We start from the raw sequence: 10,645 nt of genomic DNA, 5'->3' as shown, positions 1-10,645 counted from the left end.
GGAAAGTCCCCTTCAGAATGCCACAGGCCTGGGCCTACGCCCTCTGCAACGCAGCCTAAAAAGGCCAAAGTCGAGCTAAGCCTCTCGGCGCTCTGAGATATCAAGACAGTGATCGTGACCACCCTCCGCACTTCTCCCGACACCCTCATCCTCGCATTCCTGTCCAAGCGCACCCAAGCCACGACGCCAGCTATCCAGGCTGCCTGCCATATGACGCCTGGCGAGCTGCGGACCCGTCTCGCCTGGCTCGAAAGCCAGCGCTTCATCACCGGCCGCCAGGACGCTCGTCTCGTCCCGCCGGCGCGGGCCTTCATGATCACCAGCGAAGGCCGGCGAAGGATCGGCCGGTCATGATCACCGGCCGCCAGATCCGCGAGGCTCGCGCCCTCCTTGGGCTTCAGCGCAGTCAGCTTGCGGCCAGGGTTCGAAACATCACCACGGCCACGATCATGCGCGCAGAGTTGGTCGACGGCGAGCCGCCGATTACGACGGCTCAAGCCGACGCACTCAAGGAAGCGCTGGAGCGCGCCGGTATCGAGTTTACGTCCGATCCCCCGAGCGCGCGTCTCCGGGCGGCTGAGCCCTGATGCCCACCGACGTCCAGCGCATCGAGCTCGCCTTCCCCGCCGAGGCGATGCTCCACGTCGTCGACCACGGGGCCGACCCGAAGGACCCGACCGTGCAACGCGTGCGCCGGCTCATCGTCGGCACCGTCGACGAGGCCTTCGCCGGCCTGACCGGGCGCGACCTGCGGAAGCTGCGCACCCGCCTCGACCGGACCATGCGCGCCTTCCTCGCTCCCATCGCCGCGATCGGTGGGCGGGTCGACGTCGTCGGGGTGATCGCCTGGCGCATCCTAGCTGCGGTGCTCGAGGCGAACGTCCTCGTCCTGCCTGAGGGCACGCCCCTGTCCGACGCCCTCGAGGTGATGCGGCCGGCGTTGGAGCGGGCGGCAATCGATTCCGTTGTCTCCGCCCGCGTTGAGGTGGAGTGGCCCGCGGCGCTTCGGCGGCTCCAGGCCGACGGGCTCTATGGGGCCGTAATGGCTCAGGCCGAGCGCGCCGCGTGCGCCTGACACGGACCCGTCACTCTCTACGCCGCCGCTCGCGGGGTCGGGTGGGTGCTCGCCGGGTTCATGGGAACAGATCGAGTATGACGCTATCACGTTGTCACGTGGCAACGTGAAACGTTGTCTCTTTCGGAGCTAATCTCATGTCTCGCACCGTTGCCCCTACCAAGCCCCGCACCGCTGGCGCCTTGGGTAGACCCCTGACGCCGTCCCCTGCCCTGGCCGCCGTGGTCGGCTCCGAGCCCCTGGCTCGGACTGCCGTCGTGTCGAAGCTATGGGACCATATCCGCACCCACGGCCTGCAGGACCCTGCCGACAAGCGGACGATCATCGCTGATGCCAAGCTGCGCCCAATCTTCGGCAAAGACCGTTTGACCATGTTCGAGCTGTCGAAGGTTATTGGTCCGCACCTGACGGCGGCTTGAGGACAGCCCCGCTTAACGTTGGCCCGTTATCACGTGGTGACGTGACCACGGATAAGGAGCCACGATGCGAGTTCTAACCATGGCGAGCCAGAAGGGCGGCTCGGGCAAAACCAGCCTTGGGGCATCACTGGCCGTTGCGGCCGTGGAAGATGGTGAGACGGTTTTTGCCATCGACACGGACCCGCAAGGGAGCCTCGCAGCCTGGGGTCGACGTCGGCAGGCTGAGGGCATCACCGTCGAAACAGCCGACCCCGCCAAAGTGCGCCAAGCCATCGGACGCGCCAAGGCCGCTGGGGCTACGCTCGCCATCGTCGACACACCCGGGATTTTCGGCGCGGGCGTCGCGGTCGCGCTGCAGGATGCCGACTTCGTCCTTGTGCCTGTGAAGCCGTCGATCCTGGACGTCGAGGCCGCGCGGCCAACGGTCGAGCAGCTGCAGACGCTCCGCAAGCCGTTCGGGCTGGTCCTCAATCAATGCCTGACGTCGAGCCAGGGACGTACGCTCGACGCCGCGACTGCGTTGGTGCGGTCTGGCACGCTAGCCCCGTGCATGGTGGCGTTGCGGGCGGATTTCCTGGACGCGATGACTGCCGGGCAGGGCGTGACCGAGTTGGCGACGCGTGGCAAAGCAGCCGGCGAAGTCCGACTCCTGTGGGCATGGATCAAGGGCCAGATGACGACGGGAACCGCTGATGGCTAAGCCGCCTCGCCCATCGATTGCCGACCAGATCGCAGCCGTCGCTGCCACGCGACCACGTGAGAACGTGACAACGGCACAGCGTGAAAGGGTAGAGGAGAGCGAACCGCTGCGGGATATTGAAGCCACGTCGAAGCCGGAACTAGAGACTAGCTCCCAGGCTCCATCACGGGACGTCGAAACGACGTCGTCACGTGGTCCCGTTAGCACGCGAAAACGTGGCAACGAGACAGCCGATGGCATGAAGGTCCGACAGCGTATCGAGAAACCTCACGCCAGCCTCTACGCCCACCCGCGCGTCTTCAAGAAGCTGCGGGAGATCGCAGCGGCGGAGGACTGCAAGCCCCATGACCTCTACGTCGAGGGGTTGCGGATGGTCCTGGCGCGCTACGGGTACGATCTCGACAGACTGGAGAAGGGCGAAGCGTGACCACGTGACCACGTGGCAAGTTGCACCTTATTCGATCAACCCCATCGCCCTCGCCGCCGCGATGAACCGCCGGGCCTCGCTCGTGTAGGTGGTCCAGGCTGGCGCCACGACGTCGTGATAGCGCTCCCCGCCGGCTTCATCGACGAGGTCCATGCCGACCTCGATCATCGCCTCGGGGTCGCTCCCGTCCGCTACGCAGAGAGCCCGCGCTACATCCGCACCAAGCCCCGGCGTGTTCGCGCGTTTGCACACCTTAGCCCTCATCCTCTTAGAGGTGCATTCTCGAGCTTCGCCATCGCTTCGTTCTTCGCGATGGCAAAAGCGAAATCCTTGACGAGCCCGAACGTCAAACCGCCCACGGATTTCGCGCCGTCCTTCGTCTTGCGCCACCGATCGGGTCCCCGCACGGCGTCGAGGTATTCGTAGCCAGACCAACTGATGCCTGAGAAAACGAAACCGCCCTCAGCGGTCGTGTCCGAATGCGTGGCGAAGAAGCCGGCCTCCAGCATGCGCGCCAGGTTGTACGAAACCTCATCGGCCGGCCAACCGTCGATCGTCAGGTCCTCGTCCCCTAGGACGAAGTGATAGATAGCCAGTAGCTGATCCATGGCGGCTTCGAGCTTAAGCAGCAGTTCCCGGCACAAGTAAAGGTCGCGTTTCATGTCCTGCCTTCCTGCAACGGATGCGAGTGGACGGCAGGGTAGGGAAGGCCGAAACGGTCGCAAGCCCACCCGTGCCAGTTTGACACCACGACCCCTTCCGGGCTCGATGGGAAGTCGCGCGACTCACGGGTCGGGCGGTCGACGCGGAGCACGAATGGCCGACTGAGGACGTAGAACGAGAAAGGCACCACCCCCTGGCAGGGGCAGCGCCTTTGAAATTTGGAGACCGCTTTCGTCTCTCGACAAGCGGAACGGTCTCATAGCTCCGGCGACGGAGTCAACCGGGAAACGCATGTTTCCACGGCAGAGATCGTTTGCGCCCGAAACGGCCCCATGAGGGGCAGAGATGTTAACCGATGAAATCGCGCGGGCCGTCCAATCGGCGCCGCGGTCGAGGCTTGCCGAACTGGCGGCGACGATCTGGCGTGCCTACGGGGCAGGGGTGATCAGCGAGACCGACGCCCAGGGCCTTGCGGAGGCCGTGGAGGCCCGCAAACGCATCCCGACCGCACCGACAGAGCCCCGGCGCGTCGGAAGCCGTCCACGGGCTCCTGAGAGCCTTGAGCGGCGTCGCCGATGGGTCGCCTCGGGATGGGTGCCGCCCACCATCGCTGCAGGTTCACGGCCGGCGAGCTGTCGGCTCTATCCGTCGTGGCCGCCCAGGTCGCGAAGCACGGCCGGTGCGACCTCGCCCTAGATCACATCGCGGCCCTGGCCGGCGTCGGCCGCACGACTGTCCGCAACGCCCTCGGCGAAGCTCGCAGGCTCGGGTTCCTCAGTGTCGAGGTGCGCCGCCTCCGAGCCTTCCGCAACGACACCAACGTTGTCCGCATCACCGCGTTGGCCTGGCAGTCGTGGATCTCGATGCGCCGATCAACGCCAGGGCAGGGGGTGGGCGCAAAACCCTGCGCTGCACGAAATACCCATATTTCTTACGAGGGAAGAAAAGGCAGGGCTCAGCCCGGCAGGCATGAAGGCTGGATGTGGGGTCTCGCCGAAAAGACTGGGCTTAGTTCGCCATCGCCTTCCGCAGCTCGATCAGGAACTCCGTGAACCCATGCGTCATGAGGTCAAGTGCCGTGTGGTCGGCACCCTCATTTCCTGCCGGGATCGAGACGGACACCAAGGCCCCTCCGGCGGCACCAAGAGCGGCACAGACCTGCATGACGTCGACGTCAGGTCGCGCCTTCACGTAGGCATCGACGGCCTGCGTAATGACGAGAGCGAGATCGCTGGCGGTCGAGCTTTCATCGTCCATGACGTGCTTGTAGCAGGCATTCACGGTTGCGCAGAACCCTCCTACCAGCCCTTCAGTGCGTAGGGTGTGATCCCCCTTCCCTTGTGGCCTCTCGGTGGCACTCAGTGGCTTCTTGTGGCACTCGCTAGGCAGGCCTCGGTCGCAAAGCAGGCAATGCCCTCCTAAGTGCGGCGGGGACGTTGGCTTGACCTGGCTGGCGGAACTCAAATTCGTGGTAAACGTCGGGGTCGAGATCGTCTAATCTATGGTAGAAGCTCTTGACTTGTCGGGGCGCTCCGGCTGGAGGTCGAGCATGGAAAATGTGCTGACACGCAAGCTGGCAACCCTTTCCCCCTTTGGTCCAAAGGATAAAGAGCTACTCGCCAATACCGTCATCGGTGAACGAACTGTGAAAGCGCATGAAGATATCATTCGGGAGGGCGAATCTCCGGATGACGTGCACTTGATCACATCCGGCTTCGCGTGCCGCCACAAGATCCTTCCAGACGGGAGCCGGCAGATCTTCGCCTACCTACTGCCCGGTGATTTCTGTGACCTCCACGTCTTCATTCTGGACGTCATGGACCATACCATCAGCACTCTCTCGCCTTGCACGGTGGTCGATATTCCCAGGAAGGCGATCTTGCGGCTGACCGAGCGACCCGCTATCGCTCGGGCGTTGTGGTGGGCAACGTTGGTCGACGAAAGTACGCTGCGCGAGGCCGTTGTGAACATGGGCCGCCGTCGCGCCGAGGAGCGTGTCGCTCATTTCCTCTGCGAGCTGCTGGCTCGTTTGGAGAACGTCGGGCTGGTGGCCGACAACACGTTCAGTCTGCCCATCACCCAGGCCGAACTCAGCGATACGATGGGCCTCTCGACGGTTCACATGAATCGCGTGCTGCAATACTTCCGCGGACAAAAACTCATCACCTTCAGCCGGGGTCGTCTGAAAGTCCTCAATGTTGAGGCTCTGAAACGTTTCAGCAGCTTCAACCCGAATTATCTCCATCTCGGCCGCCATAAGCCGAAGCTTGATTGAACATCGCAGTTAATATGCAAGGTGTAGTCAATTAATAGGCGATATGAGTAGGCCAGATATGGTCATAATATTTGCATGTGTAATTAACATGAGTTTATTGCGCACATAAATGAAACTGCCTCTTACTTGCCGTAAGATCACTCAATCGCAAGCTTGTTCCCCGGACGCTGGCGACTGAAGGCCACTTGTGCCTTCCCGATTAGGGAAGCGCGTCTCATGCCTCGCTTTTTTTTCCACGTCTACGATCGCGCCAGGACCCCCGACCAAGTAGGCACTGAATTTCCAAACCTCGAAACCATGCAAATCGAGGCGGTTCACTTCACCGGCGAGATGCTCCGGGAACAGGGGTACGGTTCGTCTCCGATCTCTCCCTTGGCCATCGAGGTCACCGACGAGGATGGGGTAACCGTGCTTCGTGTCGAGGTCGGGTTGACCTGGCCCAGCAAGGTTCAGACACATGTCCCTCCTCCCTTTGGGAAGTTCTTGCAGTGATTAGCTTGGCATGCCGTTAAGCCTACGGGAGAGCGGAACCGGTGCAGGTACTGGGCCCCGTTCTGGCCGAGGTCGAGCTTCGCCTGGGATATCGTCCCTGGTAGGCAGCCCGCTGAGCGTCACGGCACCATGCGCCAGAGAATGGCGAGGAGCACCATGTTTCCGAGCACGGCGCCAACGTAAGCGAGGTCCAGGATGCTGGCGCTGGCGATCATGATGACGGCAACATGGCCAAGGCGAGCGTGCCGGCGTTGTAAGCTTGCCGTATGGAAGGGAGGCCGTCCTCACCACGGTGCAGGATGACACCGCCAAATCGGCGAAGCTCCCAAGTGAATGTGTTGGAGGTCGGGGTCACACGGACCACGAAGACTTCGGGAGCCATGATGTCCCGCGGATGCAGGGCTATTTCCTGCCGCTTCATTGCAGCTGCCAATCGAGCGGTTTCGGTAAAGTAGCACCGACTCCTACGGTTGATCGTTCTCATATTGCAATCCCGCGGTGTTGGCGAGCTGGTGAAAACGGCTCTGAAGATATGATCAAAATGGGCAGGATCGGTCGGGGATTGTCGAAAGATTTCTGATAAGCAACAGCGTTCTGCGAGCATTCCAAGGTGGCAGGGTATTCCGTTTCGGAGATGATTTCTTCTAACCAAGACAGCATTCTGGAATCGCCCTGACTGACGGCGCGCATACGTCTGATGAAATGCTCGACATAGGTAGCCGAAACCATATCGGGAGCATGACACTGCCCTTGTTGGGAAAACTTCTGCATGTGTCCCTCGCCCAGGCGAAAGCGCATAGCTCCCATCCGTCGGAGGCCCCAGGTTTGAACCCGACGATACGTCACTCTGCGATGGAAATTCTTTGTCGACTCGTCAATTTGTTAACTTATTGAAAATATCGCGATCGACCGATGTGTGACATAAACAGCATCACTGTTGAGAGATTAGCTCCGACATTTCCGGTCTGAACTTAACTTTTTATGGTTATTTCCAGAGAGGCAGATTGAATTTAGACATAAAATGTCTCATATGAGAGGAATTGCTGGCTGCCTCTCCCGAATTCCAGTGACTGTGAGCGGCGCGTGCTCCCTCGTTAACGGAGCACATCTATGCCACGTTACTTTTTTAATATCATAGACGGCTATTCGTCTCTCGACGACCGTGGGACAGAGTTACGCGATATCTACGAAGCGCATGAAGCATCGATACGGCTAAGCGGCGAGATCCTACGGGAAATGGGTGGCAAGTTCTGGAACGGCACTCAATGGAAGCTGGAAGTCACTGACGAAAAAGGCGCTATCCTGTTTACACTTCGCTTTTCGGCTGAGGAAGCGCCCTTGCCGATAAAAAGACCTAAGGCGTCTTAATAGACTGCCTTTCTGGTTTTCCACTCTGGAGATGAAGATACGCACCGTTGAAGTCACTGAAAGCGATGAGTCGATCTAAGTCCTTTATGACAAGGCTTTTTCTTCTGTATTCGATCAAATCCATCTCTCGAAGGGTTTGCATGACGCGATTGACGTGAACGGGAGAGATCCCCATCGTGTCCGCGATTTCAGCTTGCGTGAGCGGAAGCTCGTAGCTGTCCTCGTGAGCGAGGTCGACAATGCGCAGTCTCACGAGCAGTTCGCAGAAAAGATGTGCGACACGCGGAGCAGCACCACGCTGACCGATGTTGAGAAGCCATTCCCTGAGCGTGCCTTCGTCGACAAGCGTTACCCACCAGAATGCCCGTGCAATGCCGGGCCGATCGGTCAGCTCCATAATGCGCTGGCGTGGGATGTCGACGACGGTGCACTCCGACAACGTACCGATGCTGTGATCAAAAGCTTCAAGGATGAAGGCGTTCAGGTCGCAAAAATCACCCGGAATGAGGTATGCGACGATCTGCCGCCTGCCGTTTGGCAGCATCTTGTACCGGCAGGCGAAGCCTTTCAGAATCAGTCGCACCTCATTGGAGGACTGTCCCTCTCTGATGAGGTCGGTATCGGCTGGCACGGTGCGGGTCGGCCTGATGATGTCGTCGAGTAGGCTTCGATCTTCCGCTGACAGCGGAGCGAATTTCTCGAGCTTGCGTGTCAGCACGTTGTCCATAGTCCCTCAGAGCTCGGCGTCCCGGCCGTCGGAGGAGTGAGAACTCCGAACGATCCAGATGGCCGCTCAGGGCGGCGGTTTCGGACAATCCCCCTGTTACGCTTTTTGGGCAAGATCAGGGCAGGTTTCGCTCGTTGGATTGCCTCGCACGTGCCTCACCATACGGTCCCGTGAACAGGTCCCCGAGCGCCCGTCGCGCCAGGTAGGTCAGCCTCCGACGCCCTGTAATTTCGCGCAAACCGCACCACTGATCGTTTACGGATTGCGATCATAGACCCCGCATGGCCGAGCGTAGAACGATCTGGCGTTGGATATCGCTCGTCAACATGGCGTGCATCGCGAGCGTGGTCGATGCGCAGCACTACTTCCGATCTGGAACAGTCAACACGTGGTTCGGCGGTTGGCAGCCCGCTCACGACCACCCCTGGGCGGCCGTCTTGAACATCCTATTCGATGTCGGCTCTGTGGTGGGCATGGCGCTGACCATCTGGGAGGCCGTCGTCGCATGGTGGGTCAAGCGACGTGGAAAGGACCAAAGCCCGACAGCCATCCCGTGAGCGGGCGGCCGGTCGTGCAGGAGGGCGACGCTAACATGGCGGTGCTGCCGCCGGACGCGCCTATCGGTGTGCCTCTGTGATCATCACGCGTGCCACGCACGCGGCCAATGGTTTTTCCGTCTCACTCCTCAATGAGGGTCCGGATCTTGGCCGCGAGGTCGTCCATGGCGAAAGGTTTGGTCAGCACGGCCATGCCGGGATCGAGGTGGCCGTTGCCGACAACAGCGTTCTCGGCATAGCCGGTGATGAACAGCACCTTGAGCCCCGGCCGCAGCACCCGCGCGGCATCCGCCACTTGGCGCCCATTCATGCCGCCCGGCAGGCCGACATCGGTTACGAGGAGGTCGATGCGAGCGCGAGACTGCAGGATTTTGAGCCCCGATTTACCATCATCGGCTTCCAGGGCGGTGTAGCCAAGGTCGGACAGCACGTCGCCGACGAGCATGCGGACCGCAGGTTCATCGTCAACGACCAGTACGGTCTCACCCTGCTCCGCACGCGGCATTGCCGCGGTGTCTTCGATCGGCGTTCGACGATCGGCGCTTCCGCCATCATGCCTCGGCAGGTAGAGGGCCACTGTGGTGCCCTGTCCCGCTTGAGAGTGGATTCTCACCTGTCCGCCAGATTGCTTGGCGAAGCCGTAGATCATCGACAGGCCAAGACCGGTGCCCTGGCCGAGGGGCTTGGTGGTGAAGAAGGGGTCGAAGGCGCGCGCCATCACGTCGGGTGGCATGCCAGTGCCTGTGTCGCTGACGCTGAGCTTCAGGTAGGCACCCGCTTCGAAATCTCGGGCAATTGCGTTGCGGCTGTCGATCCAGCAGTTGTCGGCTTCGATCGTCAGCCTTCCGCCGTCCGGCATGGCATCGCGGGCGTTGATGCAGAGGTTCAGCAGGGCGTTCTCCAACTGGGGTGGATCGACCAAGGCCAGCCAAAGATCCGGGCCATTGATGACATCGATGTTGATGCTAGGGCCGACCGTTCGCCGGATCATGTCGACCATGTCAGAGACCAAACGATCGACGTCAGTCGGTTTCGGGTCGAGGGTCTGGCGTCGGGAGAATGCGAGCAAGCGATGGGTCAGGGCTGCAGCACGGGTGGCTGAAGCGGTTGCGATATCAACGTAACGGCCGATTTCATCCGCTCGGTTCTGAGCGAGACGTCTCTTGATAAGATCGTGTGCGCCAATAATACCGGTCAGAAGATTGTTGAAGTCATGGGCGAGCCCACCGGTGAGCTGGCCTACCGCCTCCATCTTTTGGCTCTGGCGCAGTTGCTCTTCAGTCACCGCATGCGCGGCCGTCCGCTCTTCCACCTGCTGCTCCAGCGACGCCGCGAGCTGTCGCAGGTCGCTTTCGGCCCGACGTCTTTGAACCGCCACCTGCACCCGATCTGCGACATCTTGTGCGAGAGCGACGTCATCATCGGTCCAGGCTCGGGCTTCGGCATGGTTGAGGAAGAGCAGAGCCATAAAGCCAGCTTGTTCTGCAACAGGAAGATTCAGAACGGCTCGCGCACTGATCCTCTCGAGTCCCATCGCGCCTTCTGCCGTCCGAGCATCGGTCCGCGCGTCCGCGAATGCCACCAAGTCACCCCGTTTCAGGTCCTCGATGTAGGAACCGTAGTCGCGAAAGTGGAGCACGCCGGCGAGCGTCTGCACGCCAGGGGCGTTCCAGTCCCGCTCGATCGTGATGGTCTCCCGAAGAGGATCAACAATGCCAAAGCCGGCCCGGCTCACACCAAGCCTGCGCCCTAGTATCTCAGCCGCTGCAAAGGCAAGGTTCGCCGGGTCCTCGATGTCACGGATGCAATCAGCCAGTTCTAACATGACGAGGCGGCGGTTCTCGGCCTCCCGTCTCGCCGTCACAGTAACTACCCAGGGGGTGCGCAGGTCGGCTGAGGGCTGTTAGGCGCCGATGGTGCCCAGCACGGTGCTGAAGGTGCT

The 10,645-nt window shown here is 61.2% G+C and carries 16 protein-coding genes; 10 read left to right on the top strand and 6 right to left on the bottom strand.

Features of this window, described 5'->3' with window-relative positions; all coding sequences use genetic code 11:
• The first annotated feature begins 114 nt into the window (after positions 1–114).
• The 6 genes from D3272_RS26680 to D3272_RS26655 all read left to right on the top strand — a co-directional run bounded on the left by D3272_RS26680 (position 115) and on the right by D3272_RS26655 (position 2,621).
• Positions 115–354 (top strand): hypothetical protein, encoded by a 240-nt coding sequence (locus tag D3272_RS26680; RefSeq protein WP_129222273.1) that lies wholly within the window; start codon positions 115–117, stop codon positions 352–354.
• The gene (locus D3272_RS26675) at positions 351–587 is read left to right on the top strand and encodes an XRE family transcriptional regulator (RefSeq protein WP_129222272.1); all 237 of its coding nucleotides are present in this window, start codon (positions 351–353) and stop codon (positions 585–587) included. The genes D3272_RS26680 and D3272_RS26675 overlap by 4 nt, the downstream gene beginning before the upstream one ends.
• Positions 587–1,075: a hypothetical protein gene (locus D3272_RS26670; protein WP_129222271.1), complete on the top strand. Its 489-nt coding sequence runs from the start codon at positions 587–589 to the stop codon at positions 1,073–1,075. Before D3272_RS26675 ends, D3272_RS26670 begins: the two co-directional genes overlap by 1 nt.
• Before the next feature lie 137 nt (positions 1,076–1,212).
• On the top strand, positions 1,213–1,494 hold the full coding sequence (locus D3272_RS26665; protein ID WP_129222270.1) for an SWIB/MDM2 domain-containing protein: 282 nt from the start codon (positions 1,213–1,215) through the stop codon (positions 1,492–1,494).
• Positions 1,495–1,558: 64 nt separating this feature from the next.
• The gene (locus D3272_RS26660) at positions 1,559–2,194 is read left to right on the top strand and encodes a ParA family protein (protein WP_129222269.1); all 636 of its coding nucleotides are present in this window, start codon (positions 1,559–1,561) and stop codon (positions 2,192–2,194) included.
• A gap of 238 nt (positions 2,195–2,432) precedes the next feature.
• Positions 2,433–2,621 carry a hypothetical protein gene (locus D3272_RS26655; protein ID WP_129222268.1) on the top strand — a complete coding sequence of 63 codons (189 nt, stop codon included), beginning with the start codon at positions 2,433–2,435 and terminating at the stop codon, positions 2,619–2,621.
• A 27-nt stretch (positions 2,622–2,648) separates the two neighbouring features.
• Here the strand turns inward: D3272_RS26655 and D3272_RS28265 are convergent, their stop codons facing one another.
• The 3 genes from D3272_RS28265 to D3272_RS26645 form a co-directional block, all read right to left on the bottom strand.
• Complete coding sequence (locus D3272_RS28265) at positions 2,649–2,774, bottom strand: hypothetical protein (RefSeq protein ID WP_281011052.1); 126 nt, start codon at positions 2,772–2,774, stop codon at positions 2,649–2,651.
• A 107-nt stretch (positions 2,775–2,881) separates the two neighbouring features.
• A complete protein-coding gene (locus D3272_RS26650) occupies positions 2,882–3,283 on the bottom strand; it encodes a DUF2513 domain-containing protein (RefSeq protein ID WP_129222267.1) in 402 nt (133 codons plus the stop codon).
• 1,009 nt (positions 3,284–4,292) lie between these two features.
• Positions 4,293–4,541 (bottom strand): hypothetical protein, encoded by a 249-nt coding sequence (locus D3272_RS26645; RefSeq protein ID WP_129222266.1) that lies wholly within the window; start codon positions 4,539–4,541, stop codon positions 4,293–4,295.
• Between the two features lie 292 nt (positions 4,542–4,833).
• Here D3272_RS26645 and D3272_RS26640 point away from each other — a divergent pair, with 292 nt between their 5' ends.
• Positions 4,834–5,559, top strand: a complete 726-nt coding sequence (locus D3272_RS26640) for a Crp/Fnr family transcriptional regulator (protein ID WP_129222265.1) — start codon at positions 4,834–4,836, stop codon at positions 5,557–5,559.
• A gap of 216 nt (positions 5,560–5,775) precedes the next feature.
• Positions 5,776–6,051: a DUF6894 family protein gene (locus tag D3272_RS28510; protein ID WP_428978026.1), complete on the top strand. Its 276-nt coding sequence runs from the start codon at positions 5,776–5,778 to the stop codon at positions 6,049–6,051.
• Positions 6,052–6,531: 480 nt separating this feature from the next.
• Here the strand turns inward: D3272_RS28510 and D3272_RS26635 are convergent, their stop codons facing one another.
• Positions 6,532–6,822 (bottom strand): hypothetical protein, encoded by a 291-nt coding sequence (locus tag D3272_RS26635; RefSeq protein ID WP_129222264.1) that lies wholly within the window; start codon positions 6,820–6,822, stop codon positions 6,532–6,534.
• A gap of 339 nt (positions 6,823–7,161) precedes the next feature.
• Between D3272_RS26635 and D3272_RS28505 the strand changes: the two genes are divergently transcribed.
• Entirely contained in the window at positions 7,162–7,419 is a 258-nt protein-coding gene (locus tag D3272_RS28505; protein ID WP_428978025.1) for a DUF6894 family protein, read from the top strand.
• On the opposite strand, the gene D3272_RS26630 is transcribed toward D3272_RS28505, so the two are convergent.
• Positions 7,406–8,146 carry a Crp/Fnr family transcriptional regulator gene (locus D3272_RS26630; RefSeq protein ID WP_129222263.1) on the bottom strand — a complete coding sequence of 247 codons (741 nt, stop codon included), beginning with the start codon at positions 8,144–8,146 and terminating at the stop codon, positions 7,406–7,408. The two genes, D3272_RS28505 and D3272_RS26630, sit on opposite strands and share 14 nt — an antisense overlap.
• Positions 8,147–8,427: 281 nt before the next feature.
• Between D3272_RS26630 and D3272_RS26625 the strand changes: the two genes are divergently transcribed.
• Positions 8,428–8,703 carry a hypothetical protein gene (locus D3272_RS26625; protein ID WP_129222262.1) on the top strand — a complete coding sequence of 92 codons (276 nt, stop codon included), beginning with the start codon at positions 8,428–8,430 and terminating at the stop codon, positions 8,701–8,703.
• A gap of 121 nt (positions 8,704–8,824) precedes the next feature.
• Here the strand turns inward: D3272_RS26625 and D3272_RS26620 are convergent, their stop codons facing one another.
• Positions 8,825–10,528: a GAF domain-containing hybrid sensor histidine kinase/response regulator gene (locus tag D3272_RS26620; RefSeq protein WP_207210332.1), complete on the bottom strand. Its 1,704-nt coding sequence runs from the start codon at positions 10,526–10,528 to the stop codon at positions 8,825–8,827.
• Positions 10,529–10,645 lie beyond the last annotated feature (117 nt).

The organism is Lichenibacterium ramalinae (assembly GCF_004137085.1).
In the GTDB taxonomy this organism is placed as follows: domain Bacteria; phylum Pseudomonadota; class Alphaproteobacteria; order Rhizobiales; family Beijerinckiaceae; genus Lichenihabitans; species Lichenihabitans ramalinae.
The sequence above is the reverse complement of the archived record's forward strand: the minus strand, read 5'-3'. Positions and strand labels throughout refer to the sequence as shown.

Coding starts and splice junctions, on each gene's coding strand:
- D3272_RS26675 (WP_129222272.1), top strand. CDS start 351: ATGATCACCGGCCGCCAGATCCGCGAGGCTCGCGCCCTCCTTGGGCTT.
- D3272_RS26670 (WP_129222271.1), top strand. CDS start 587: ATGCCCACCGACGTCCAGCGCATCGAGCTCGCCTTCCCCGCCGAGGCG.
- D3272_RS26665 (WP_129222270.1), top strand. CDS start 1,213: ATGTCTCGCACCGTTGCCCCTACCAAGCCCCGCACCGCTGGCGCCTTG.
- D3272_RS26660 (WP_129222269.1), top strand. CDS start 1,559: ATGCGAGTTCTAACCATGGCGAGCCAGAAGGGCGGCTCGGGCAAAACC.
- D3272_RS26655 (WP_129222268.1), top strand. CDS start 2,433: ATGAAGGTCCGACAGCGTATCGAGAAACCTCACGCCAGCCTCTACGCC.
- D3272_RS28265 (WP_281011052.1), bottom strand. CDS start 2,774: ATGGACCTCGTCGATGAAGCCGGCGGGGAGCGCTATCACGACGTCGTG.
- D3272_RS26650 (WP_129222267.1), bottom strand. CDS start 3,283: ATGAAACGCGACCTTTACTTGTGCCGGGAACTGCTGCTTAAGCTCGAA.
- D3272_RS26645 (WP_129222266.1), bottom strand. CDS start 4,541: ATGGACGATGAAAGCTCGACCGCCAGCGATCTCGCTCTCGTCATTACG.
- D3272_RS26640 (WP_129222265.1), top strand. CDS start 4,834: ATGGAAAATGTGCTGACACGCAAGCTGGCAACCCTTTCCCCCTTTGGT.
- D3272_RS28510 (WP_428978026.1), top strand. CDS start 5,776: ATGCCTCGCTTTTTTTTCCACGTCTACGATCGCGCCAGGACCCCCGAC.
- D3272_RS26635 (WP_129222264.1), bottom strand. CDS start 6,822: ATGCAGAAGTTTTCCCAACAAGGGCAGTGTCATGCTCCCGATATGGTT.
- D3272_RS28505 (WP_428978025.1), top strand. CDS start 7,162: ATGCCACGTTACTTTTTTAATATCATAGACGGCTATTCGTCTCTCGAC.
- D3272_RS26630 (WP_129222263.1), bottom strand. CDS start 8,146: ATGGACAACGTGCTGACACGCAAGCTCGAGAAATTCGCTCCGCTGTCA.
- D3272_RS26625 (WP_129222262.1), top strand. CDS start 8,428: ATGGCCGAGCGTAGAACGATCTGGCGTTGGATATCGCTCGTCAACATG.
- D3272_RS26620 (WP_207210332.1), bottom strand. CDS start 10,528: ATGTTAGAACTGGCTGATTGCATCCGTGACATCGAGGACCCGGCGAAC.